The 23,756-nt window shown below is 63.5% G+C and carries 21 protein-coding genes; 17 read left to right on the plus strand and 4 right to left on the minus strand.

Annotation, left to right across the window (positions count from 1 at the left end; all coding sequences use genetic code 11):
• From AC3WOG_RS09080 to AC3WOG_RS09095, 4 genes are read left to right on the plus strand one after another with little or no spacing between them, the layout of a single operon-like run.
• The gene (locus tag AC3WOG_RS09080; RefSeq protein WP_492577671.1) at window positions 1-966 is read left to right on the plus strand and encodes a 2-hydroxyacid dehydrogenase; all 966 of its coding nucleotides are present in this window, start codon (window positions 1-3) and stop codon (window positions 964-966) included.
• The gene (locus tag AC3WOG_RS09085; protein WP_492577672.1) at window positions 963-2,042 is read left to right on the plus strand and encodes a LacI family DNA-binding transcriptional regulator; all 1,080 of its coding nucleotides are present in this window, start codon (window positions 963-965) and stop codon (window positions 2,040-2,042) included. The genes AC3WOG_RS09080 and AC3WOG_RS09085 overlap by 4 nt, the downstream gene beginning before the upstream one ends.
• Before the next feature lie 60 nt (window positions 2,043-2,102).
• Window positions 2,103-2,915 (plus strand): YhfC family intramembrane metalloprotease, encoded by an 813-nt coding sequence (locus tag AC3WOG_RS09090; RefSeq protein WP_492577673.1) that lies wholly within the window; start codon window positions 2,103-2,105, stop codon window positions 2,913-2,915.
• Between the two features lie 60 nt (window positions 2,916-2,975).
• Window positions 2,976-3,341 carry a DUF3022 domain-containing protein gene (locus AC3WOG_RS09095; protein ID WP_492577674.1) on the plus strand — a complete coding sequence of 122 codons (366 nt, stop codon included), beginning with the start codon at window positions 2,976-2,978 and terminating at the stop codon, window positions 3,339-3,341.
• A gap of 125 nt (window positions 3,342-3,466) precedes the next feature.
• Here AC3WOG_RS09095 and AC3WOG_RS09100 read toward each other — a convergent pair whose 3' ends face one another.
• Window positions 3,467-3,904, minus strand: coding sequence for a PGDYG domain-containing protein (locus tag AC3WOG_RS09100; protein WP_492577675.1), 438 nt, complete (start codon window positions 3,902-3,904; stop codon window positions 3,467-3,469).
• Between the two features lie 939 nt (window positions 3,905-4,843).
• Window positions 4,844-5,347: a Spy/CpxP family protein refolding chaperone gene (locus tag AC3WOG_RS09105; RefSeq protein ID WP_492579748.1), complete on the minus strand. Its 504-nt coding sequence runs from the start codon at window positions 5,345-5,347 to the stop codon at window positions 4,844-4,846.
• Between the two features lie 191 nt (window positions 5,348-5,538).
• Between AC3WOG_RS09105 and AC3WOG_RS09110 the strand changes: the two genes are divergently transcribed.
• The 3 genes from AC3WOG_RS09110 (at window position 5,539) to AC3WOG_RS09120 (ending at window position 8,321) form a co-directional block, all read left to right on the plus strand.
• A complete protein-coding gene (locus AC3WOG_RS09110; protein WP_492577676.1) occupies window positions 5,539-6,423 on the plus strand; it encodes a LysR family transcriptional regulator in 885 nt (294 codons plus the stop codon).
• Between the two features lie 117 nt (window positions 6,424-6,540).
• Window positions 6,541-6,999, plus strand: a complete 459-nt coding sequence (locus tag AC3WOG_RS09115; protein WP_410837778.1) for an Lrp/AsnC family transcriptional regulator — start codon at window positions 6,541-6,543, stop codon at window positions 6,997-6,999.
• A gap of 224 nt (window positions 7,000-7,223) precedes the next feature.
• Window positions 7,224-8,321: a saccharopine dehydrogenase family protein gene (locus AC3WOG_RS09120; protein WP_492577677.1), complete on the plus strand. Its 1,098-nt coding sequence runs from the start codon at window positions 7,224-7,226 to the stop codon at window positions 8,319-8,321.
• A gap of 140 nt (window positions 8,322-8,461) precedes the next feature.
• Here AC3WOG_RS09120 and AC3WOG_RS09125 read toward each other — a convergent pair whose 3' ends face one another.
• Window positions 8,462-9,082: a P-loop nucleotide/nucleoside kinase family protein gene (locus AC3WOG_RS09125; protein WP_492577678.1), complete on the minus strand. Its 621-nt coding sequence runs from the start codon at window positions 9,080-9,082 to the stop codon at window positions 8,462-8,464.
• Complete coding sequence (gene cydX / locus AC3WOG_RS09130; protein WP_492577679.1) at window positions 9,079-9,237, minus strand: cytochrome bd-I oxidase subunit CydX; 159 nt, start codon at window positions 9,235-9,237, stop codon at window positions 9,079-9,081. The genes AC3WOG_RS09125 and cydX overlap by 4 nt, the downstream gene beginning before the upstream one ends.
• Before the next feature lie 362 nt (window positions 9,238-9,599).
• Here cydX and AC3WOG_RS09135 point away from each other — a divergent pair, with 362 nt between their 5' ends.
• From AC3WOG_RS09135 to AC3WOG_RS09180, 10 genes are all read left to right on the plus strand, one after another.
• Window positions 9,600-10,040, plus strand: a complete 441-nt coding sequence (locus AC3WOG_RS09135; protein WP_492577680.1) for a hypothetical protein — start codon at window positions 9,600-9,602, stop codon at window positions 10,038-10,040.
• A 184-nt stretch (window positions 10,041-10,224) separates the two neighbouring features.
• Window positions 10,225-11,202, plus strand: coding sequence for a magnesium/cobalt transporter CorA (gene corA, locus AC3WOG_RS09140; RefSeq protein ID WP_492577681.1), 978 nt, complete (start codon window positions 10,225-10,227; stop codon window positions 11,200-11,202).
• A gap of 411 nt (window positions 11,203-11,613) precedes the next feature.
• Window positions 11,614-12,576: a sugar ABC transporter substrate-binding protein gene (locus AC3WOG_RS09145; protein WP_492577682.1), complete on the plus strand. Its 963-nt coding sequence runs from the start codon at window positions 11,614-11,616 to the stop codon at window positions 12,574-12,576.
• Between the two features lie 300 nt (window positions 12,577-12,876).
• Complete coding sequence (locus AC3WOG_RS09150) at window positions 12,877-14,472, plus strand: sugar ABC transporter ATP-binding protein (RefSeq protein ID WP_492577683.1); 1,596 nt, start codon at window positions 12,877-12,879, stop codon at window positions 14,470-14,472.
• A complete protein-coding gene (locus AC3WOG_RS09155) occupies window positions 14,469-15,509 on the plus strand; it encodes an ABC transporter permease (protein WP_492577684.1) in 1,041 nt (346 codons plus the stop codon). The genes AC3WOG_RS09150 and AC3WOG_RS09155 overlap by 4 nt, the downstream gene beginning before the upstream one ends.
• A 149-nt stretch (window positions 15,510-15,658) precedes the next feature.
• Window positions 15,659-16,699, plus strand: coding sequence for a LacI family DNA-binding transcriptional regulator (locus AC3WOG_RS09160; protein WP_492577685.1), 1,041 nt, complete (start codon window positions 15,659-15,661; stop codon window positions 16,697-16,699).
• A gap of 20 nt (window positions 16,700-16,719) precedes the next feature.
• Window positions 16,720-17,649 carry a ribokinase gene (gene rbsK / locus AC3WOG_RS09165; protein ID WP_492577686.1) on the plus strand — a complete coding sequence of 310 codons (930 nt, stop codon included), beginning with the start codon at window positions 16,720-16,722 and terminating at the stop codon, window positions 17,647-17,649.
• A gap of 419 nt (window positions 17,650-18,068) precedes the next feature.
• Window positions 18,069-19,826, plus strand: a complete 1,758-nt coding sequence (locus AC3WOG_RS09170) for a methyl-accepting chemotaxis protein (RefSeq protein ID WP_492577687.1) — start codon at window positions 18,069-18,071, stop codon at window positions 19,824-19,826.
• 444 nt (window positions 19,827-20,270) lie between these two features.
• Window positions 20,271-21,032: a 2-keto-4-pentenoate hydratase gene (locus AC3WOG_RS09175; RefSeq protein WP_492577688.1), complete on the plus strand. Its 762-nt coding sequence runs from the start codon at window positions 20,271-20,273 to the stop codon at window positions 21,030-21,032.
• 754 nt (window positions 21,033-21,786) lie between these two features.
• The gene (locus AC3WOG_RS09180; RefSeq protein WP_492577689.1) at window positions 21,787-23,709 is read left to right on the plus strand and encodes a PrkA family serine protein kinase; all 1,923 of its coding nucleotides are present in this window, start codon (window positions 21,787-21,789) and stop codon (window positions 23,707-23,709) included.
• Window positions 23,710-23,756: the final 47 nt, after the last annotated feature.

Genomic DNA, 23,756 nt, shown 5'->3' on the forward strand with positions numbered 1-23,756 from the left:
ATGAAGAAGATCGTCGCCTGGAAGGCGCTGCCCGAAGACGTGCTCGCGTATCTGCAACAGCATGCGCAAGTCGTGCAGGTCGACCCCACCCGGTACGACACGTTCGTCGCCGCGTTGAAGGACGCGGACGGCGGCATCGGTTCGAGCGTCAGGATCACGCCGGCGATGCTCGAAGGCGCGACCCGGCTGAAGGCGTTGTCGACCATCTCGGTGGGCTTCGACCAGTTCGACGTCGCCGACCTGACGCGCCGCGGCATCCTGCTCGCGCATACGCCGGACGTGCTGACCGAATCCACTGCGGACACGGTGTTCTCGTTGATTCTTGCCTCGGCGCGCCGGGTGGTCGAACTCGCGCAATGGGTGAAAGCCGGCAACTGGCAGCGCAGCATCGGGCCGGCGCTGTTCGGCGTGGATGTGCAGGGCAAGACGCTCGGCATCATCGGTCTGGGGCGGATCGGTAGCGCGGTCGCGCGCCGCGCGGCGCTCGGCTTCAACATGAAGGTGCTGTACGCGAACCAGAGCGCGAACCCGCACGCGGAACAGGCGTACGGCGCACGGCGCGTCGAGTTGCCGGCGCTGCTCGCCAGCGCGGACTTCGTCTGTCTGCAAGTGCCGTTGACGCCGGAGACGAAGCACATGATCGGCGCGGCAGAGCTCAAGTCGATGAAGCAAAGCGCGATCCTGATCAATGCATCGCGCGGCGCCACGGTCGATGAAAAGGCGCTGATTGAAGCGCTGCAAAACGGCACGATTCACGGCGCGGGTCTCGACGTGTTCGAGACCGAACCGCTGCCGGCCGATTCGCCGCTTCTGAAAATGCCGAACGTGGTCGCGCTGCCGCATATCGGCTCGGCCACCCACGAAACCCGGCATGCGATGGCGCGCAACGCGGCGGAAAATCTCGTCGCCGCGCTCGAGCGCACACTGACGACCAATATCGTCAACCGCGAAGTGCTGGGCAAATGAGCACCACGCCCCTTGCTACCCCGCGCCGCGCGACGATTACTGATGTCGCGCGCGAAGCCGGTACCGGCAAGACCAGCATCTCGCGCTATCTGAACGGCGAAATGAGCGTGCTGTCGCCGGAATTGCGCGCGCGCATCGAAGCCGCGATCGAACGGCTCGACTATCAGCCGAACCAGATGGCACGCGGCCTGAAGCGTGGCCGCAACCGGCTGATCGGCATGCTGCTCGCCGACTTGACCAACCCGTACACGGTCGAAGTGCTGCAAGGCGTCGAAGCGGCGTGCCACGCGCTCGGGCTGATGACACTGATCTGCCACGCGGCCAATGAAGTCGAAATGGAGCGGCGCTATCTGCAACTGCTGACCACCTATCGCGTGGAAGGCGTGATCGTCAACGCGCTCGGCGTGCGTGAAGAAACGCTGCGGCCGGTGGGCGGCGGCGGGATTCCGGCGGTGCTGGTCGACCGCACGGTGGATGGCCTCGTGACCGACATGGTCGGGCTGGACAACCGGGCGGCGGCTGAGCTCGGTACGCGGCATCTGCTTGAGAACGGCTTCGACGATATCTGGTTTGTCGTGCAGCCGTTCGAGCAGGTCAGCTCGCGGCAACTGCGCGAGGCGGCGTTTCGCGACGTGATGAGCGGCGAGGGTGGAACGGGCGGCAAGGGTGGCGCGTGTGGGCATACGCTGGTGCTGAACCTCGCGGACACCGCAGCGGTCGAGCGCGGCCTCGCCGAGCTGGATCGCGCACTCGAGGCCGCGGCGAGCAGTGGCGGCCGTGCGCGCAAGCCCGGCCGCGTCGCCTTGTTCGCGGCCAACGCGCCGGTCGCGCTGTGCCTTGCGCTGCACCTGAAAGCGCGTTACGGCGCGGATTGGCAAGCGCGCGTCGCGCTGATGTCGATCGACGACCCGGAGTGGGCCGAATTGACCGGCATCACGACGATCCGCCAGCCGACCTACGAGATCGGCTACCGCGCGGTCGAGTTTCTGCACGAGCGCATCGAGGGTGTCCAGACAACGGCTCGCGATTGCCTGCTGCCAGGCGAATTGATCGTCCGCGCGTCAACTTCGCGCTGATCTGCGATCATGCGGGCTGCGGCGCGCAGCGGGTGCGCGCCGGTCACCGCAAGGAAACTCATGGTTGTTGCACCGCTTACCCTGTCGAGCGTCGCTCTCGCGACGCTGTTCGTCGCCGCCTTACCGTTCATTGTGTATCGCCGTCTGCGCCGGCCGCTCGCGCTCAACCCGCGTGACGCCATTGTCGGCATTGCTGTGTTCGCGCTGTTCGCAATGGTGATCGAGCGCGCGCTGAACGACTACCTGCTGCATCGGAACGAGGCGAGCGCCACCTTGCTGTCGAATCCGCTGGCGTTCGTCGTGTACGGCGCGCTGGCCGCGGGTATCTGCGAGGAAGTGGGGCGTTTCATCGGTATGCGCCTGATGCTCAGGCGCGCGGCGGCGAAACCTGCGTCCGCTACTGCGCTTGCGGGCGACGGCGCCGCGCTCACCTACGGCCTCGGCCACGGCGGCGCCGAAGTGTGGCTGGTCGGCGTGCTGGTGCAGGTGCAGTGGATTCTGTTCGCGGTCTTCGAAAACCGCGGCCAGCTCGACGGCTACCTGAGCAACCTGCCGGCCGAATCGCTGATGCGCATCCATCTGATTCTCGCCAGCCTGACGTCGCAGACGGCCGGCATTTTCGCGCTTGAACGGGTGGCCGCGCTGGTGTTCCAGATCGGTCTTTCGGTCTTGATGTGGCGTGGCCTGCGGGCGGGCTGGCGAGGTATTCTGCCGCTGGCGATCGTTCTGCACGCGCTGGTCGACGTGCCGGCCGCGCTGTTCCAGGCGAACCTCGTGCCGCTCGCCGCGGTGGACGGAGCGTATGCGCTAGGGGCGCTGGTTGTCGCGGGCGTGCTGGTCAGGGTGTTCCGGCGACCGGCGCTGGCCGCCTGATCGCGTCGCAGCGCGGATTAATGCACACATCATCGACGAATTTCTCACTTTCGGCCCCTCATGGAAGCTTACCAATACGACTGCGCGAATCCCGAGTTCGAGGAACTGGCGCGTGTCATCAGCGATCTGTTCCCCGAACAAACCCAGTTCGTGCAACGGCCTGCCGACGAAGGCACGCCGACGCTGGCGATTCACTGGGTGGCCATGCGATTCGGTGCGGCTGCGCGCCGGATCGTGATGAACGTGGTAATCGCGCCGGCCGCGTGGGCGCGCTATTGCGCGTTGCCGGCGCGGCTGCGCGGCCGGAGTTTCGCGGTGCTGCGGGCATATGTCGAAGCGAGCATTGGCTCGCTCGAGGAGCAGTACGCGAACGGCGAGACGGTGCCGCGCGATGTCACCGTGGATCTGGGTGATGAGTTTGCTTGACGGGGTGGCGTAACGCCGCTGGTTCGAGCGTGAATGTGTGTGCGGGTCGAAGAGTTTTCGGGGTTCCCGGCGGCGGGGGGTATCGATCGACGCCCACAAGGGGCAGCGCGGGGGCAGCGCGGGTGTCAGTCCGCGCGGCGATAGACTTTCGCGAAGCGCGCGGCCTGCACGACGCCGTAGTCGCCGGGGGCGTATTGCATGATCCAGTCGCCGGCTGCGCCGTGCAGCACGTCGCCGCCATCTGCCGAGCGGGCGAGCGAGAACGCTTCATTCATTTGCTTGGCCAGCACGATTGCCGGACGGTTGCGATAGGCGCCCGGTTCGCCGTGCGTGAGGGCGGCATCCGCCGGCAGGTATTTGGCATCGAAGCGCTCCCGCGATACTACCCAGCGATCGCCGGTCGAACCGGTGATCAGCGCATCGCCGCGGGCATAACGGTTCGGGCCTTCCAGGCTCATCAGTTCGCCTTCGGCGGCGGCGAATTCGACGCCGACAGTTTCGTTTTTGACAACGCGGTGGGCGGTTGCGTCGGAGCGCAGGTCGAGGTTTTTGAGTTCGGTCATGAAGCGGGTTGGTGTGGGTTCTGGTTCTGGTGACGGGAAGGCGGCGCCAGGGTCACGTGCTTAAGGGCAGGTGGTTTGGGTATGTGCATCATGCCAGATGGATTCGGAGATTGATGTTTTTTTGCCTACGCGGCGCTATGGTTGTTATGCCTGCGGCGTTGGCCTTTCCTTGCTTTGATATTGGTTTATTAGCGTTCCCCCTGTGCGGGGGGCACCTACTTTTCTTTGCCTGCCGCAAAGAAAAGTAGGCAAAAGAAAGCGGCTCACACCGCTAGCGCTTAAGCGGGTCCCCTGGCTTGGAGGAGGTAGTGGAGCATCTGGAATCGGTGTTCCCGCGCACTCCGCGCTGGTGACAAGGCAGTCATCCTTCCCGCCTCGCACTGCGTGCTTACCTGAACGGTCCGCCGGGCAAACCAGTGGCTTCGTTTTTGGTTTGGTGGGGTCATCGGTTTCACCTCGGCGAGGCGCCGAATGGATTACGGTTTTGGGAGTGCGGCCAGCACGCTAAAGAGGCTGACGGTTCGATGAAGTAGCGTAGCGTGCCAAAAATGGCGGGCGGTTTGATGAAGTACCGCGTCGGCGCGCGCAGCGCCGCCGGAAGTATGACTGCCTTGTCACCAGGGCTAAATGTGCGAGGGCACAGATTCCAGATGCTCCACTGCCTCCTCCAAGCCAGGGGACCCGCTTCAAAGCTAGCGGTTTGAGCCGCTTTCTTTTGCCTACTTTTCTTTGCGGCTGCAAGAAAAGTAGGTGCTCCCCCGCACAGGGGGAACGCTAATAAACCAAAAACAAAAGAAAAACCCAACACCGTAGGCACACAGAAGAATGCCGCCGCTCAAGGCAAAAAAGAGCAAGCAAAAGCCCACCGCCCCAGGCACACCACCATAGCGCCGCATAGGCAAAAAAACCGACTACCGCGCTACGCGCAAAACCCCAACCTTATGGCTTCACAGCCGCATCATCAGCCGGAGCCTGCTTCCCGGCCCCCTTACCATGGCGCCGATGCTCGCCGCCAGGCTGATGAAAAGTCGCATCAGCAAGCTTCTTCTGTTCCGGAGAAAAACTGCTATACAGCGGATCAAACGCGTCGACCAGTTTCTTCATGCCATCCGCATGAGCTTGCGCGATAGTCGCGTACTGCTTCATATCGTCCAGCGCCGACAGATTCGTCGCAGCCTTGCGCTGTTGAAACAACTGTCCCATCGCCTGGCCGTTGTTGCGCATGACATCGGCAAACGCGTTCCATTGCGATTCCTGTGCCGGGGTGATCTTCAACTGCGTGTGCAGGTAGGTGATGCGGTCTTCGACATTGCGCTCGTGACCAGCTTTGGCGGCGGGTGCCGAAGCGGCCGCGCTCACCGGTGCCGATGCCGGCGCGGACGTTTGTGCGAATGCACCGCTCATGGCGAGTGCGGAGGCCAGCATAACCAGTGCTTTTTTCATCGAAACTCCTGATGTCTGTTCGAATTGGGACAAGGCGCGCATGGCGAGCGGCACACCACGCGTCTGCCCTCGGGGCGACGCAAGGCGGCCGGCTGCCCGCTTCGCCGTCGACGCTATTAGTATCACGATATCCCTACAATGCGGCTGCAGTGCGACAAACGCTTACAACCGAAACGAACAGGAAATAGCCGGTGGATAAATTCGTCAGCATGGAAATCTTCGTCGCCGTGGTAGAGGCGGGCAGTCTGACGGCAGCAGCCGAGCGTTTCGATATTTCGTCGGCAATGGTGGGTAAACACATCCGCTCGCTCGAAACCCGGCTCGCGACGCGGCTGCTCACGCGCACCACGCGTCGTCAAAGTTTGACGGAGATCGGCCGCCAGTATTACGAGCAGTGCAAGCGGATTCTGGCCGACGTGAAGGAGGCTGAGTCGCTTGCCGAGGCGATGGCGGCCGCGCCGCGCGGTGTCCTCAAGGTGACGGTGCCGCTGACCTACGGCGTCGAAGTGTTCGCGCCGGCAATGACCGATTATCTGACCGCGTGGCCGGACGTCACCCTCGAACTGGATCTGTCGAATCGCGTGATCGATCTGGTGGAAGAGGGTTTCGACGCGTCAGTGCGAATCGGTCATTTGCCGGATTCGAGTTTTGTCGCGCGGCCGTTGAAGCCGTACCGGATGCGTGCGTGCGCGTCGCCGGCGTATTTGCAGCGCGCCGGCACGCCGCGCACACCGGCCGATCTGGCGCAGCACGAATGCCTGGGCTTTCTGCATTGGGGCCGCGAAGGCTTGTGGCGCCTCGGCGGCGAGAGCGCCGACGAAAACCAGCTGCGCGCCGGTCGGTTTCGGGCCAATAATGGCCAGGCACTGAAAGTCGCCGCGTTGCGCGGCTTCGGGCTGGTGTTGCAGCCCGAAGCGCTACTCGCCAAGGAGATTGCCAGCGGCGAACTGGTGTCCGTGCTCGAGGACTATCTGCCCGATGGCGCGCCCGTTCATCTGATCTACCCGCGTGATCGCCGCGCGACGCCCAAGCTCACCACCTTCATCGATTTCGTGATCGAGCGGTTCGGCGTCTGAGGTTCGATGTATGAGGTTCGGTGCATGAGCGCGCGGTTCGTTGTTCCCTTGCTCGCCGCTCGATGCTGAAGACGCGCGATAATCCGCTCCATCGCTGACCAACTTCTTCCGCCCTCGATGAGACCTCCGCGCCTCGACCAACTCGACGACCTCGACCGCAACCTCGTTGCGCTGCTGCAAGCCAACGCCCGCGAGAGCGTCGCCAATCTCGCGCGCCAGCTGGACGTGGCGCGCACCACCGTGATTGCGCGCATCGCGCGGCTCGAACGCAGCAACGTGATCGCGGGCTATAGCGTGCGGCTCGGCCAGGACGTGCTCGACTCGAGCATCTATGCGTACGTCGGCATCATCATCGCGCCGAAGTACGGGCCGGCGGTGCAGAAGCGCCTCGGCAAGATGCCCGAGGTGCAACTGCTGTGCGCGGTGAGCGGCGAGTTCGACTACGTCGCGTGGCTGCGCGCCGATTCGCCCGACCGGCTCAACGATCTGCTCGACCAGATCGGCGAACTGGAAGGGGTGGAACGGACCACGACCTCGATCATCCTGGCGCGCAAGATCGATCGGGGAATGGTGTGACCGTGGGACCCGCTTTTTACGCCGTTTTAATACGTTTTCGACATATCGACTGACTATTTCGTCATAACGTCGAAACTTATGGTCATAGCGCAGCATTTTGCGTGTATGAACTGTTTTTGCTTCTCCCTAAACTGTGTCTCAAGGGTTCAGCCCGCAGCGCGCGGCGCCTAAGCTCCGCGCACTTCCCAAGCTCGAGACAGCACACAGAAAACAAGGAGAAGCGCATGAAAGTAGCCATCGTTGGCGCAGGCTTGATCGGTCACACCATCGCCCACATGTTGCGTGAGACCGGCGACTACGACGTCGTCGCGTTCGACCGCGATCAGCACGCGCTCGACAAGCTCGCCGCCCAGGGCATCCCGACCCGCCGCGTCGATTCCGCCGATGCCGCCGCGCTGCGCGCCGCCGTGCAGGGTTTCGATGCGCTCGTCAACGCGCTGCCGTATTACCTCGCGGTGAATGTCGCGTCGGCGGCCAAGGGCGCGGGCGTCCATTACTTCGATCTGACCGAAGACGTGCGCGCCACCCACGCGATCCGCGCGATCGCCGACGACGCCGATCACGCCTTCATGCCGCAGTGCGGTCTGGCGCCGGGCTTCATCGGCATCGCCGCGTACGAACTGGCGAACCGCTTCACGGAAATCCGCGACGTCAAGATGCGCGTCGGCGCGTTGCCGGAGTTTCCGACCAATGCGCTGAAGTACAACCTGACGTGGAGCGTCGACGGTCTGATCAACGAGTATTGCCAGCCATGCGAAGCGATTCGCGACAGCCGCACGCAGTGGGTGCAGCCGCTCGAAGGCCTCGAACATTTCTCGCTCGACGGCACCGAATACGAAGCCTTCAACACGTCAGGCGGCCTTGGCACGCTGTGCGAAACGCTGTCGGGCCGGGTCGAATCGCTCGACTACAAGTCGGTGCGCTACCCGGGCCACCGCAACCTGATGCAGTTCCTGCTCGAAGATCTGCGCCTGTCCAGCGACCGCGACACGCTCAAGACCATCATGCGCCGTTCGGTGCCTTCGACCGCCCAGGACGTCGTGCTGGTGTTCATCACGGTGAGCGGCATGCGCGACGGTCAACTGGTGCAGGAGGTGTTCACCCGCAAGATCTTCGCAAAGACGGTGTGCGGCGTGGCGATGAGCGCGATCCAGATCACCACGGCCGGCGCGATGTGCGCGGTGCTCGATCTGTTCCGCGAGAAGAAGCTGCCGCAAAGCGGTTTCGTGCGCCAGGAGCAGGTGTCGCTGCGCGACTTTCTCGCGAACCGCTTCGGCCAGTTGTACGAAGGGCAGTCGCTGGATGCGATGGCGACGGTATAAGCCGTCACTATCGCCGTCAGGCTCACAACCGGGGGCCGTGCGGCAACGCGGTCATGTCTGCCGCGAGCAAGGAAGAAGGCCCCGCAGAGGACCAACCGAACGCCCCGCCAGGCGGGGCGTCTTTGTTTCGGATGGCGATGCTACGCCGGCACGGGTGGCAGCATCGTCCCCCACGCCTGCGGTTCGCCTACGATCCGCTTGAGCAACGCTTCGTAGTCCGCGTTAGTTGGCGCGGTATTGTCGAACATCAACAGGTCTTCGCAGATGTCGCCGCTCGGCACGAAGCGGCGTTGCCGATACTCGTTCCAATGCGCGAGTTTGTATGCGTCGTTCGGATTGCCGCGGTCGACGATACGCTGATGCGCCAGCTCTTCCGACGTATAGACCCACACGACCCGTAGCGCCACATCCGCGCCGACACCCAGCCACGCGCGATCGAACAGGCGCCGCTCGCGAACTTCACGCGAGAGCGGCCCGACCACCAGCACGCTCACACCGAGTTCGAGATTGTCGCGAGCGGTATCGAGCAGGCCGCGATACTCCGCGTCGCGCAGGTGCTGCAGAAAAAGCGGACTGTCGCGGTCGTTCGGATCGCCGGTCAGCATGGCCATGGCGGTCGCGCTGTAGCTGCCGTACAGCGTATCCTTATCGAGCAGGCAGAAGGGCGAGGCGCTCGCGCTCATCAGCGGGCCGATCAGTTTCTTTGCCAACGTGGTCTTGCCGGTGCCTGCGTGACCGCAGAAGAAAACCAGATGGGTCACGAAGGCGTGTCCGCGGGGGTGTCTGGCGGGCTGCCGTGCGGGTCGGTGCGCAACGGCTCACGCGCGAATGTGTCGTTGGCTTCGAGCCACATCACATTGATGATGCCGAAGCCCAAGGCCACGCCGATGCCGAGAATCCAGCTGAAATACCACATTGCGGTCTCCTTGATCGTATGTCCGGCGTGGCGCACAGCGAGGCGTTACGCGGAGCCGGTACAGCGAAGCAAACATGCTGGCAAACAAAGGTAGCACGCGGTGGGCCCGAGGGTAAATCCGCAGTCGGCAGCGCCCACACAGCAGTCCTTTGCAGCGATCATGAAGAAAGACGCCGCGCCGCGCAAGCGCGCGCGTCGAGTTTCGCCGTTCGGCCCGGATGGTAGAGCGGTCGCGCATTGCTATCATCCTTTGCAGTGAACGATCTGGTCGATTCACGTGTGGCGGCACAACCTGCATCAGGCATCGCGCAATGCGTCAGGAGCGAGACGTAACACGACAACCAACAACAGGGAGACCCAGCATGCCGACGCGCCCGCACTTCCGCTGGAAAGCCATGCTGCTCACATACGTCATCGCGTCGCTGGCCGGTTGCGCCTCGACGCCCGCCGAGCCTGTCCCGTTCAAGGAAGTGCCGTCAGCGCGCATCGTCAAGCCAGGCTATACGCAGCCCGCGGCCGGACTGGTTGCCGTAGACGTGCGCCGTGAGCGTTCGCGCGACGTCATCGTCCGGTTTCGCGATGCATTGGTGTATATCGACGGCGAGCAGGTCACCGATCTGATGAACGGCGAGCATGTGGTCTTCTACCTGAACCCGGGCGTACATCGCATCGGCGTGTCCACGCAGTTCGATCCGGTTGTCGAGTTGCAATTCACGGTGACGGCGGATACACGCTACACGAACCGCGCTTCGGTTACGTTCGGCCAGGATCACCGCATCGCCTTGCGCCGCGTCGCCCTGTAACACGCCACGCCACACCAGGCACGCACCACGCCGCGCCGCTTCCAGGTTTAACAATTCGATACACAGCGTTCACTCAGAGCACTTAACATGGCGGCTAGCGCGTATTCGCTCGTGCAGACCTGACGCCGCGCTGACGCACACCGCGACGGCGACCGGTCTGTTTCCGTTTTCAAGGTAATCCAACATGCTGATCAATTGCGCCGCCTATCAGGACGGCCGGAAGCTGGCTGACATCGAGATCGACAACATCAGCGACTACGTAGCGCGACCCGAGTGCTTCGTCTGGGTCGCGCTGAAAGACCCGGGCCCTGGCGAGCTGGCCGTGATGAAACACGAGTTCGGCCTGCACGAGCTCGCGATCGAGGACGCGCAAAACGGCCATCAGCGCCCGAAAATCGAGGAATACGGCGAATCGCTATTCGCCGTGCTGCACACCGTCGAGATGGACGAAGAAGGCGAACTGCTGATCGGCGAAGTCGACGTGTTCGTCGGGCGCAACTATGTGCTGTCGGTGCGGCGCGGCACCCGCGTCGGCTTTCAGAATGTGCGTGCCCGCTGCGAACGTGAGCCGAATTTGCTCAAACAAGGGTCGGCGTTCGTGCTGTACGCGCTGGCCGATGACGTCGTCGATCGCTATTTCCCGGTCATCGAGGCAATGAACACCGAGATCGAGGCGCTCGAAGACCGCATCTTCGAGCGCAACAATTCGGCGGCTTCGCGCGCGATCATCGAGGATCTGTACTCGCTCAAGCGGCGCCTCGTGATCCTCCAGCATCACATCACGCCCTTGCAGGAAGCGATCAGCAAGCTGACGGGCGGCCGCATTCCGAGCATCTGCGACGGCATGCAGGCTTACTTTCGCGACGTCTACGATCACCTCGAGCGGATCGTCAGAACCATCGAGGGCAGGCGTGAAATGGTCGTCACCGCGGTACAGGTCAATCTGGGGATGATCTCGCTCGCCGAGAGCGAGGTGACCAAGCGTCTCGGCTCGTTCGCCGCGCTGTTCGCGGTGCCCACCATGATCGCGGGCATCTACGGGATGAACTTTCAGAGCATCCCCGAGTTGCACTACCAGTACGGCTATCCGGTCTGTCTGGCCGTCATGCTGACGGTCGACCTGGTGCTGTACTGGCGCTTCCGCAAAGCAGGCTGGCTATAAGGCCGGTCGCCGCTGAACCACCATGAGCCACCTTGATTCACCCCCATTCGCCCTGAGCGTCGCGCCCCCGCTTCGATCGCCCCGCGTTGTCCGGGCTTGCATCGTGCGCAATAAAAGTCCAGCATAAGCGGCCCGCCGGGCGCAAGCCTAGCAACCGGCGGCAACCATCTGCTACGCACGGACCGAGCGAGGGACCCTTGCCAAAACGCTGCCTATCGGTGCGCTTACCCAGCACGCCGGCACGAATCGATCGACCTCACCGCACGGACGCACAGTCTGCGCGCCGGTGCACTGCAACACTGCGAATCGTTGACATTCCGAACAGACTGCGCTGAGAATAGGCCTCGCAAACGTTTGCGCGCAACTAAAAATACGGCTCGTTCGCGAGCCCTGACAACTTTGGAGATATGCATGAGCCATCGCATTCGCCGCCGCTTGCTGGCGGCCGCTGTCCTCGTCACCGCCACCGCCGCCTTGCCGTTTTCCACTGCGTACGCGCAAACCGCGCCCGCTCACAAGCCGAAGGTCGCGCTGGTGATGAAGTCGCTCGCGAACGAGTTTTTCCTGACCATGGAGACCGGCGCGAAGGACTACCAGAAACACAATCCTGGGCAGTTCGATCTGATCACCAACGGCATCAAGGACGAGACCGATACCGCGAACCAGATCCGCATCGTCGAACAGATGATCGTCTCGAAGGTCGATGCGATCGTGCTGGCCCCGGCTGATTCGAAGGCGCTGGTGCCGGTCGTCAAGAAAGCGGTCGATGCGGGCATCATCGTCGTGAACATCGACAACCGGCTCGACCCGGACGTGCTCAAGTCGAAAGACCTGAACGTGCCGTTCGTCGGCCCGGATAACCGCAAGGGCGCGCAGAAGGTCGGCGATTATCTGGCCAGGAAGCTGAAGTCGGGCGAAGAGGTCGGGATTCTCGAAGGCGTGTCGACCACCACCAACGCGCAGCAGCGCACCGCGGGCTTCAAGGACGCGATGCAGACCGTCGGCGCGAAAGTCGACTCGGTGCAATCGGGCGAGTGGGAAATCGACAAGGGCAACGCGGTGGCGTCGGCCATGCTCAATGAATATCCGAACCTGAAGGCGCTGCTCGCCGGCAACGACAACATGGCGATCGGCGCGGTTTCGGCCGTGCGCGCGGCGGGCAAGCAGGGCAAGGTGATGGTGGTCGGCTACGACAACATCGGCGCGATCAAGCCGATGCTGAAGGACGGCCGCGTGCTCGCCACCGCCGACCAGTACGCCGCCAAGCAGGCCGTGTTCGGTATCGATACCGCGCTGAAGGCGCTCAATGAGCACAAGAAGCAGTCGCAATTGTCCGGCGTGGTGGAAACACCGGTTGATCTGGTGACGAAGTAAGCCTCGGGCGGTAAGCCCGGGTACATGGATTCGCGGATTCGCGCATACGCCGCTGTACGTTATATGCGCGGTGAATCATGCGAATCCATGTCAATTCAATAAGCGCTCAAGAAACCTGCTGCGCCGCCGTTAAAGCCAGAGGTAAGCGTCATGACGGCGGCTGCGCGGCGGGAGGGTGCGTGGCCGGAAGCGCCTGCGCATTCAGCGCATTGGGCCGGCATGACACGTGGCGGTCGGCAGGTTGCTTCATTCGAGCGAATCGCGTGAAGCCTCTTCGAGCGCCCCGGAACCAGGATTGCAATGGATTCAACCGACCACGACGCCTTGTCCGCCGTACTGTCCGTCAGCGGCATCGGTAAGACCTATGCCGAACCGGTGCTCGCCGACGTTTCGTTGTCGCTGCGCGCCGGTGAGGTATTGGCGCTGACCGGCGAGAACGGCGCCGGCAAGAGTACGCTGTCCAAAATTATCGGTGGGCTCGTCGACCCGACCACCGGCACGATGCGCCTTGGCGGTGCGCCGTATGCTCCGGCCAGCCGCACCGAAGCCGAAGCGCTCGGCGTGCGGATGGTCATGCAGGAGCTGAATCTGCTGCCGACGCTGTCGGTCGCGGAAAACCTGTTTCTGAACCGCTTGCCGCAGGCCGGCGCGTTCCGCTTCGGCTGGATCGACCGCCGCAAGCTGCGCGAGGACGCCCGCCATGCGATGGCGCAGGTCGGACTCGACGCGATCGATCCGGATACGCTGGTGGGCGAACTCGGCATCGGGCATCAGCAGATGGTCGAGATCGCGCGCAATCTGATCGACGACTGCCGCGTGCTGATCCTCGACGAGCCGACCGCGATGCTGACCGCGCGCGAGGTCGACCTGCTGTTCGAGCAGATCGAACGGCTGAAATCCCGTGGCGTCGCGCTGGTCTATATCTCGCATCGTCTCGAAGAACTGGCGCGCGTGGCTGAGCAGATCGCGGTGCTGCGCGACGGCAAGCTGGTGCATGTCGACGCGATGGCCAACCTGAGCAGCGACCAGATCGTCACGTGGATGGTGGGCCGCGAACTGGGCGAGCGGATCGATCTGGGCGTGCGCAAGATCGGCGCGCCCTTGCTGAAGGTGGACCGGCTGACGCGCGGCAAGGTGGTGCGCGACGTGTCGTTCGACGTGCGCGCGGGCGAGATTTTCGGCGTCAGCGGACTGATTGGCGCGGGCCGCACCGAGCTGATGCGGCTGATTTACGGCGCCGATCAGAAGGACGGCGGCACGGTGTCGCTGGCGCGGAAGCCGGGCGAAACGCCTATGCCGGTACAGATCGGCTCGCCGTCGGACGCGGTGCGTGCCGGCATCGCGCTGATCACTGAAGACCGCAAAGGCGAGGGCCTGTTGCTGCCGCAACCGATTACCGCCAATGTGTCGCTCGGCAATATCGGCAGCGTGGCGCGGCACGGCATCGTCGATGCGAAGCGCGAGAACGCGCTGGCGCAAAAGCAGATCGACGCGATGCGGATCCGCAGCTCGGGGCCCGGGCAGATTGTCGGCGAGCTGTCGGGCGGCAACCAGCAGAAGGTCGTGATCGGCCGCTGGCTGGCGCGCGACTGCCGCGTGCTGCTATTCGACGAACCTACGCGCGGCATCGACGTCGGCGCGAAGTTCGATATCTATGGCTTGATGGGTGCGCTGGCTCGCGAAGGCCGCGCGCTCGTCGTGGTGTCGAGCGACCTGCGTGAACTGATGCTGATCTGCGACCGGATCGGCGTGATGTCCGCGGGAAGCATGACGGGTGTGTTCGAACGCGACGACTGGTCGCAGGATGCGTTGCTGGCCGCGGCTTTCGCCGGCTACCGCAGCCGCGAAGCGTTGCTGCATGCCCCCGATACCAACGAAGCAGGGAGTCTGTCATGACCAATCAATCGATGCGGGAAGCATCGGGCGGCAAGCCGGGCGCGCAGGTGACGCCGCCGGCCGACCCGTCCGCGCCGCTCGCCAGTGGCAAGCCGGCCGGCACGCGGCTCGGCTTTTCGAACTACCTGGGTCTCGCCGGCGCGTTGCTGGCGATGATTGTGCTGTTCTCGCTGCTGAGTTCGCACTTTTTGACGTACGACACGTTCAGCACGATCGCCAATCAGATTCCTGACCTGGTGGTGATGTCGGTCGGCATGACCTTCGTGCTGATCATCGCCGGCATCGATCTGTCGGTGGGTTCGGTGCTGGCGCTGGGGGCGTCGGTAGTCAGCGTGGCGGCCTTGAAGTGGGGCTGGGGGCCGTTGCCGTCCGCGTTGCTCGGGGTCGCCGCGGCGGCGCTGACCGGCACCCTGACCGGTTCGGTGACGGTGGGCTGGCGGATTCCGTCGTTCATCGTCTCGCTCGGCGTGCTCGAAGCGGCGCGGGGCCTCGCGTATCAGATGACGAATTCGCGCACCGCCTATATCGGCGACGCCTTCGATTTTCTGTCGAACCCGATCGCACTCGGCATCTCGCCGGCGTTCCTGATCGCGGTGGCGGTCATGGTCGTGGCGCAACTGGTGCTCACGCGCACGGTTTTCGGCCGCTATCTGGTCGGCATCGGCACCAACGAGGAAGCGGTGCGGCTCGCGGGCGTCAACCCGCGGCCGTACAAGATCATCGTGTTCGCGTTGATGGGCGCACTCGCGGGATTGGCCGCGCTATTCCAGATTTCGCGTCTGGAAGCGGCCGACCCGAACGCGGGCGTCGGCATGGAGCTGCAGGTGATCGCGGCGGTCGTGATCGGCGGCACCAGCCTGATGGGCGGGCGCGGCTCGGTCATTAGCACTTTTTTCGGCGTGTTGATCATTTCGGTGCTGGCAGCCGGCCTCGCGCAGATCGGCGCGAACGAGCCGACCAAGCGGATGATCACCGGTGCGGTCATTGTCGTGGCGGTGGTGCTGGATACGTACCGCAGCCGTCGCAAGCGCGCCTGATCGGCGCACGGCAAAGCGGCACGACAGTAACGGTTAGCCGTAGCAGCAGGCATCAGGTTCAAGGGTTTTGGTCTGTCATCGATGAAAACGTCCGGTGGGTCGTCAGGTGGCGCGGCCGGCGGGAACAACAGGCAGGAGAGCAACAGGTTATGGCGACGATCAAGGATGTGGCGGCTGTGGCGGGTGTGTCGTTCACGACGGTTTCGCACGTGGTGAACAACTCGCGGCCGGTGTCGGCCGACGTGCGGGCGAAGGTCGAACACGCGATTCGTCAGCTTCACTATGTACCGTCGGCGGTGGCCCGCTCGCTCAAGGCGCGGGCGACGGCCACGATCGGTCTGGTGGTGCCGAACAGCACGAATCCGTATTTCGCGGAACTGGCGCGCGGCATTGAAGACGGTTGCTCGCGCAATGGCTACTGCCTGTTCTTCTGCAATTCCGACGACGATCCGGCCAAGCAGCGTAACTACCTGCGTGTGCTGCAGGAAAAGCGTATCGACGGGCTCATCGTCGCTTCCGCCGGCGACGACGCGGTGCTCGCGCAAACGCTCGCCGACGCGCGCGAGCCGCTGGTGGTGGTGGACCGCAACATCGAAGGACTGAACGCGGATCTGGTGCAGATCGACCACGAGAAGGGCGCGTATCTCGCCACCCGCCATCTGCTCGAACTGGGGCATGTGCGGATCGGCTGCATTACCGGGCCGGTCAAGACGGCGGTGAGCGCCATGCGGGTGCACGGTTTCATCCGCGCGATGACCGAGCGCGGCATCGAGATTCCGCCCGATGCGATTGTCGAAAGCGATTTCTCGGGCACGGGCGGTCATCGCGCGGCCGGTCAACTGTTCGACACCGTGAAACCGTCGGCGATTTTTGCCTGCAACGACATGATGGGCATCGGCGCGTTGCGCGCCGCGGCGGAGCGCAATATCAGCGTGCCGCGCGATTGCTCGATCATCGGCTTCGACGATATCGAACTGGGGCGCTTCACCTATCCGGCACTGTCGACGGTCGGGCAGTCGGTGCGCGCGCTCGGCGATATGGCCGCGCAGACGCTGATCGAACGCATTGCCGGAACCTCGGCAGGCAATCCGCGCGCGCCAGGCCGCCGGCGGGTCGTGTCGCCGCGGCTGATCGTGCGTGAATCGACCGCGACGTGGGCCGGGGCGGCCAAGCGCAATCTGGCAGCTTGAGCAAACTTGAGGAGAAGGTAGTGGCAAATAATAAAACGCGCGGACGCGTGGCGGTGGTCGGCAGTCTGAACATGGACCTCGTCGCGCGCGCACCGCGTCTGCCGCATCCCGGCGAGACGCTTGCCGGCCGCACCTTTGCGCAGGTGGCGGGCGGCAAGGGCGGCAACCAGGCGGTGGCGGCCGCGCGCCTCGGCGCGCAGGTGTCGATGCTCGGTTGTGTCGGCGCCGACGCGAACGGCGCGCAATTGCGCGCCGGACTCGAAACGGAGGGCATCGACTGTGCGGCCGTCGAAACCGGGGCGCAGGCCACCGGCGTCGCGCTGATCGTCGTCGATGACGCCAGCCAGAACGCGATCGTGATCGTCGCGGGCAGCAACGGCGAAGTCACACCCGCGACGATCGCGCGTTATGAAGCGGTGCTGGCCGCTGCCGACGTCGTGATCTGCCAGCTCGAAACGCCGCCCGATGCAGTGCGCGCAGCGCTTGCCGCGGCGCGGCGCCTGGGCAAAACGGTGATCCTGAATCCGGCGCCCGCGACCGGCCCCTTACCGGCCGACTGGCTGCCGCTGATCGATTATCTGATTCCGAACGAACTCGAAGCCGCGACGCTGACCGGTATGCCGGTCGCCACGCCCGCCGACGCGGCTCAGGCAGGCGCCGTGCTGCGCCAGGCCGGCGCGCGCAATGTGCTGGTGACGCTCGGTCCGCGCGGCGTGCACGCGACGCTCGACGGCATGGAGGCCACGCTTTACGAGGCGCCGCGCGTCGATGCCGTCGACACTACCGCGGCGGGCGACACCTTCATCGGCGGATTCGCGGCGCAACTCGCGCGGGGCGCGAGCGTCGATGCGGCGATCCGTTTCGCGCAGCGCGCCGCGGCGCTTTCGGTGACGCGCGCCGGCGCGCAGCCTTCGATTCCCACCCGCGCCGAACTGGACGCGTCGGCCTGACGAAGGCGTGGCGCTCTCCGCGAGCGCCGAAAAGCGCTGCGTTCGATCCGGTTTCGACGGCCGGCGGCGCGATAGTTAAAAGAATCCTCTGCTGCAAAGCCGCCGCGTTGCCGCTTGAGTTGGTGAAGCAGAGGACGCGCGCGTCACCACAACGCTAAGCTCCCGTCCCGCATTCTCAACTGCATTCCGCACCCTTCCAGCGAGCGCGATCTCCATGCAGCTGCGCTCGACAGCCTTTTGTAATTTCTTCCATCTGCTTACAAGAGCTTTCTTCATACCATATAAAAGCTTCAAGTACGGCAATCGAGTGCCGTAAACGAATTAGACCGCTGTATCAAAAAAAGCGCCGCGTACCGAGACGCTACACGCTACCCCGCGCTGCGCTTGCAGCCTCTCATTTGGTTAAGTACAGGAAGAGCATGTTGAACAAAGGGATCACGATCAAGGCGCGAATTGGCGTCACGATGGCTTTTCTCGCCGCGTTGCTGGTTGCCATCGGCGTTTTCGGTTTGTTCGGCATGAGCCGCTCGAACGACGCATATCGGAGCACCTTCACTAACGAAATGCCGAGCGCGGTCGACATCGCCAACGCCGAACTCTACGCGGCGCGCGAGCGCCTGGCACTCGATCGTGCCGCGTTCCAGCTGGGCACGCCGGACGCCGCAGCGACGATCGAGCGTGCGCACGCCATGCGCACCCTGTCCGACAAGTGGTGGAAAGGGTACATGGACCTGCCGCGCGAAGCGGAAGAGGATCGCCTCGCACAGGTGGTGATTGGTAAGCGCGACGCCCTGCACCAGCAACTGGATGCGTTCGCCGCCGTCATTGCGGCGAACGACCAGACGAAAATCGCCGATAGCGCCAAGCGTTTGCAGGTTGCGTACAACGATCTGGCGGAAGCTGACGCAGCGCTGAGCAAATACCAGTTCACGCGGGCCAATAGCGGTTTCGACTCCGCGCAAAGCAGCTTCGAGGTGTTCCGCATGGTCAGCATCGGCGCGCTGCTGGTCGGGGTGATCGCTGCCGTGCTGTCCTATCTGACGCTCAGCCGCGCGATTGCGCGGCCGCTCGGCGAAGCGCTCGGTCATTTCGATGCGATCGCTGCGGGCGATTTGCGCCGCCCGGTCGTGATCGCTTCGCGCGACGAAATGGGGCAGTTGCTCGAAGGTATCGCCAAGATGAAGCACAGCCTCACCGAAACGGTGCGTACGGTGCGTAGCGGCAGCGAATCGATCGCGACCGCGACCCGTCAGATCGCCGCCGGCAATATCGACCTGTCTTCGCGTACCGAAGAGCAGGCGTCGGCGCTGCAGGAAACCGCGTCGAGCATGGATGAGCTGACCGGCACGGTCAAGCAGAACGCCGACAACGCCCGCCAGGCGAGCTCGCTGGCGGCCAACGCGTCGGAGATCGCGAACAAGGGCAGCGCGGTGGTCGGCCAGGTGGTCGGCACGATGGGCGACATCAACCAGAGTTCGGCGAAGATCGCCGACATCATTTCGATCATCGAAGGGATTGCGTTCCAGACCAACATCCTGGCCCTGAATGCGGCTGTGGAAGCGGCGCGGGCCGGCGAAGAAGGGCGCGGCTTCGCGGTCGTGGCAGGCGAAGTGCGCAGTCTCGCGCAGCGTTCGTCGGCGGCGGCCAAGGAAATCAAGGAACTGATCGACACCTCGGTCGAGCGCGTGCAGTCCGGCTCGGCGCTCGTCGACGAGGCTGGCCGCACGATGACCGAAATCATCGGCGCGGTGCAACGCGTAACCGACATCATGGGCGAAATCGCAGCGGCCTCGGAAGAGCAGAGCAGCGGCATCGACCAGGTGGCGCGCGCCGTCACGCAGATGGACGAGGTCACGCAGCAGAATGCGGCGCTGGTCGAAGAAGCGGCGGCGGCAGCGCAATCGCTCGAAGATCAGGCCGGCAAGCTGCGCACTGCGGTCGCGGTGTTCCAGCTCGAAGACGGCGGTCATACAGCGCCGGTTAGCGCGGCGCCGAAACCGAAGCGCGCAGCAGCGCCGACCCGGCCGATGGCGGCGCGTAAGGCGCCTGTGGCAGCGAAGGCGTCCGCCGCACCGGCGGCAGCACTGTCCGCCGCCGAGTCGGCCAAGGCGTCCGCCAAGGCGCCTGCCAAGGCATTGGCCAGCGCCGGCGGCGATCAGGATTGGGAAACCTTCTGATCGACATACCGATGCAGATCGCTCAATAAAGCGAAAAGCGCGTGCGTGCGGTGTCATCGCCGCGCTTTGAACGCGACGACGTGGCTCCGGCGAGCAATAACATCGGCGTTCGTGTTGCAACATTCGTTCCCGATTGCGCCGCATGTCGACTCGTGCTGGCGCGGATAACCGCACGACAACCCGCACGACAGCAAAAAGGCCGCGATTGCGCATGCAACCGCGGCCTTTTGCCGTGCACTGCGGACTAACGAACCTCTACGATGACAGTCCGTGCCCTGGCGAGCGCCGTGATCCGGTACATTGACGGGCGCGACTGCGTCTTGCATCGGCGACATCGGCCGGCGCCGGCAGTCGGCGTGCGGACCTCAGACGGCGCAAACGCAATCCCGGCGCCGCGAGTCCGCAGCAACCCATCTTTCAACGCGCCAGCCACAAAGGACCGACATGACGCCACACGACCTCGCGCACCGCCTCGTCGAAGCACGCAGGCAGCATCGCCCGATCGATGCGCCCGCACCCGACAGCCTGCCGCCCGATGCGGCAACCGCGTACGCGATCCAGCAGGCCGTCATCGCGGGCCTCGGTGAATCGACCGGCGCGTGGAAGATCGGCGCCAAAGCGCCGGGCGGCGCGGCCTCGGGCGCGCCGATTCCGGCCTCGCTGGTGCTGCCCTCACCGGCGCGGGTCGCCCGCGCGGGTTTCTTCCGGATGCTGGTGGAGCTGGAGGTCGCCTTCCGCTTTACCGAGGCGATCGAACCGCGCGGCAGAGCGTATGCGCGCGACGAGGTGCTTTCGAAGGTGGGCGTGGTGTTGCCGGCCATCGAAATCGTCGACAGCCGCTTTACCGAATGGCCGAACGTCGCGCCACTCGCGCAACTGGCCGATGCGCAGAACAACGGCGCGTTGATCACCGGCCATCCGGTTGCCTATGCGGGCCTCGCGCGTGGCTTCGATTTCGTGTCGCCCGAACTGGAATTGAGCTTCGACGGCGACTCGCTGGTGCCGGAAGCCACCGGCAACCCCGCAGGCGATCCGCGCGAACTGCTGGTCTGGTTCGTCAACCACTGCGCGGCCAGCGGGATCACCATCGAACCCGATTGGACCCTTACCACGGGTTCGTACGTCGGCGCTCACAATGTGGACAGGCCCGGCATTGTCCGTGGACATATCGACGGTCTCGGCGAAGTCGAGATTGAACTGACCTGAGTGTGTAACGGCGCGTTACGAAGCTCGCTGCAAACGGCTGCCTCAGGGCAGCCGTTTTACATTTGCCGCGTCTACGCTGGCCGCTTAGCCGTATACACCTATGGAAGCAGAGGCGCGAGCGACCGTCATACAGTTATTGCATGCGGCTAACCATGTCGCCGATGCGGGTAATGCGAGCGGGCCAAGGGCCAGGCGCGGCGAACGCCGACGCTGCGTTGAAGCCAATGCGAAACGGCGTGGAACAAATCCGCCGGCACGTTGACGAACAGTTTGAAGATGCGTCGGGCGCCGATGCGTCGGGCGCCGATGCACGAACATGTAACACACGCTCGTGGCTGTAGACCAAACGCTCACGCCGCGCGTTGATTGAGAAAAGTAGCCGGGCAAGCAAAAAACGCATGACGTCTACGTGTAATGCAACAAAGTGTGCGCGTGCAGACAGGCTGTCTGACGCAGCAATGAGATCGTCCGACGAACGAGACGGTCCGTGCAACGCAGCAGTAGAAGCAGAGGGAGGAGCAGGCGGCGCAGGGGCAAGGGAGCCAGGTCCGCAATCGCTGTGATGTGAGTGCAAGATTGTAGGTGAGCGAATCTGTGTTTCCAAGTGAGGAATGTCGGGAGGCGGGTACGGCGCGATTTTCGCAACGTAGTTCGTGAAAAAAAATTTAAAAGGGTTTAGGATGAATTCGAGCGATGTCGTTTCCGAATAGCGCGCCGCGCACGACATCGATCTGGACTTCGGCGAGGAGGTAGCATGGATATCTACAGCAGTTTCGCGACCCGCTTCGAGAAAACACGAGAAGATGAACTCTCGCTCGAGGAGTATCTCGCGCTCTGCAAAGACAATCCCGCCGCGTACGCCACGGCTGGCGAACGCATGTTGATGGCAATCGGGGAACCAGAACAGATCGACACCCGCAACGATCCGCGCCTGTCGCGCATCTTCGCGAACAAGGTCATCAAGGTATACCCCGCATTCCGTGAGTTCTACGGAATGGAAGATGTGATCGAGCAGGTGGTCGCGTACTTCCGGCATTCGGCCCAGGGGCTCGAAGAAAGAAAACAGATTCTGTATCTGTTAGGCCCGGTCGGCGGCGGTAAATCGTCGATCGCGGAACGCTTGAAGCAGTTGATGGAACGCGTGCCTTTCTACGCGATCAAGGGTTCGCCCGTGAACGAGTCGCCGCTCGGCTTGTTCGATTACGACGAGGACGGTCCGATCCTCGAAGAGCAGTACGGTATTCCACGCCGCTACCTGAAAAACATTCTGAGTCCGTGGGCCGTGAAGCGCCTGCACGAATACAACGGCGACATCCGCAAGTTCCGCGTGGTGCGCCGCTATCCATCCATCCTGCGGCAGATCGGCATCGCCAAGACCGAACCGGGCGACGAAAACAATCAGGACATTTCGTCGCTCGTCGGCAAGGTCGACATCCGCAAGCTCGAACAGTACGCACAAGACGACGCCGACGCGTATAGCTACTCCGGCGGCCTGTGTCTTGCGAATCAGGGCTTGCTCGAATTCGTCGAAATGTTCAAGGCGCCGATCAAAGTCCTGCACCCGCTGCTCACCGCGACTCAGGAAGGCAACTTCAAGGGCACGGAAGGCTTCGGCGCGATTCCGTTCGACGGCGTGATTCTGGCTCACTCGAACGAGTCCGAATGGAAGGCGTTCCGCAACAACCGCAACAACGAAGCGCTGCTCGACCGGATTTTCGTCGTGAAGGTGCCGTACTGCCTGCGCTACAGCGAAGAGGTCAAGATCTACGAGAAGCTGCTGCGTAATTCGTCGCTGGCCAGCGCGGTATGCGCACCGGGTACGCTGAAGATGATGGCGCAGATGTCGGTGCTCACGCGCTTGCAGGAGCCGGAGAATTCCAGCCTCTTTTCGAAGATGCAGGTGTACGACGGCGAGAATCTCAAGGACACCGATCCGAAGGCGAAGTCGTATCAGGAGTACCGCGACTTCGCGGGCGTGGATGAAGGGATGACCGGCGTGTCGACCCGCTTCTCGTTCAAGATTCTCTCGCGGGTGTTCAACTTCGATTCGACCGAAGTCGCGGCCAATCCGGTGCACCTGATGTACGTGCTCGAACAGCAGATCGAGCGCGAACAGTTCCCACCAGAAACCGAGCAGAAGTATCTGTCGTTCATTAAAGACGTGCTCGCCTCGCGCTATGCCGAGTTCATCGGCAAGGAGATTCAAACCGCGTATCTGGAGTCGTATTCCGAGTATGGCCAGAACATCTTCGATCGCTACGTGACGTATGCCGACTTCTGGATTCAGGATCAGGAGTTCCGCGATCACGACACCGGCGAGAGCTTCGACCGCGCGGCGCTGAACGCCGAACTGGAGAAGATCGAGAAACCTGCCGGCATCAGCAACCCGAAGGACTTCCGCAACGAGATCGTCAACTTCGTGCTGCGCGCGCGTGCTGCGAATGCGGGGAAGAATCCCGCGTGGATCAGCTACGAGAAGCTGCGCGTCGTGATCGAAAAGAAGATGTTCTCGAACACGGAGGAATTGTTGCCGGTGATTTCGTTCAACGCTAAAGGCTCGGCGGAAGAGCAACGCAAGCACGAAGACTTCGTTAACCGGATGGTCACAAAGGGGTATACGCCGAAGCAGGTACGCTTGCTGTGTGACTGGTATCTGCGCGTGCGCAAGTCGTCATGATACGCACTGCGTGCCGCTCGCGCGGTCCGACCGCGCGAGCACCTTGC

Source organism: Paraburkholderia sp. FW306-02-B, from assembly GCF_058782725.1.

Bases quoted from the DNA above. Each gene is read 5' to 3' on its own strand.
- AC3WOG_RS09085 (WP_492577672.1), top strand. From the start codon at position 963: ATGAGCACCACGCCCCTTGCTACCCCGCGCCGCGCGACGATTACTGAT.
- AC3WOG_RS09180 (WP_492577689.1), top strand. From the start codon at position 21,787: ATGGATATCTACAGCAGTTTCGCGACCCGCTTCGAGAAAACACGAGAA.
- AC3WOG_RS09100 (WP_492577675.1), bottom strand. From the start codon at position 3,904: ATGACCGAACTCAAAAACCTCGACCTGCGCTCCGACGCAACCGCCCAC.
- AC3WOG_RS09175 (WP_492577688.1), top strand. From the start codon at position 20,271: ATGACGCCACACGACCTCGCGCACCGCCTCGTCGAAGCACGCAGGCAG.
- AC3WOG_RS09115 (WP_410837778.1), top strand. From the start codon at position 6,541: ATGAGACCTCCGCGCCTCGACCAACTCGACGACCTCGACCGCAACCTC.
- AC3WOG_RS09155 (WP_492577684.1), top strand. From the start codon at position 14,469: ATGACCAATCAATCGATGCGGGAAGCATCGGGCGGCAAGCCGGGCGCG.
- AC3WOG_RS09135 (WP_492577680.1), top strand. From the start codon at position 9,600: ATGCCGACGCGCCCGCACTTCCGCTGGAAAGCCATGCTGCTCACATAC.
- AC3WOG_RS09080 (WP_492577671.1), top strand. From the start codon at position 1: ATGAAGAAGATCGTCGCCTGGAAGGCGCTGCCCGAAGACGTGCTCGCG.
- AC3WOG_RS09150 (WP_492577683.1), top strand. From the start codon at position 12,877: ATGGATTCAACCGACCACGACGCCTTGTCCGCCGTACTGTCCGTCAGC.
- cydX (WP_492577679.1), bottom strand. From the start codon at position 9,237: ATGTGGTATTTCAGCTGGATTCTCGGCATCGGCGTGGCCTTGGGCTTC.
- AC3WOG_RS09170 (WP_492577687.1), top strand. From the start codon at position 18,069: ATGTTGAACAAAGGGATCACGATCAAGGCGCGAATTGGCGTCACGATG.
- AC3WOG_RS09120 (WP_492577677.1), top strand. From the start codon at position 7,224: ATGAAAGTAGCCATCGTTGGCGCAGGCTTGATCGGTCACACCATCGCC.
- AC3WOG_RS09105 (WP_492579748.1), bottom strand. From the start codon at position 5,347: ATGAAAAAAGCACTGGTTATGCTGGCCTCCGCACTCGCCATGAGCGGT.
- corA (WP_492577681.1), top strand. From the start codon at position 10,225: ATGCTGATCAATTGCGCCGCCTATCAGGACGGCCGGAAGCTGGCTGAC.
- AC3WOG_RS09090 (WP_492577673.1), top strand. From the start codon at position 2,103: ATGGTTGTTGCACCGCTTACCCTGTCGAGCGTCGCTCTCGCGACGCTG.
- AC3WOG_RS09145 (WP_492577682.1), top strand. From the start codon at position 11,614: ATGAGCCATCGCATTCGCCGCCGCTTGCTGGCGGCCGCTGTCCTCGTC.
- AC3WOG_RS09160 (WP_492577685.1), top strand. From the start codon at position 15,659: ATGGCGACGATCAAGGATGTGGCGGCTGTGGCGGGTGTGTCGTTCACG.
- AC3WOG_RS09095 (WP_492577674.1), top strand. From the start codon at position 2,976: ATGGAAGCTTACCAATACGACTGCGCGAATCCCGAGTTCGAGGAACTG.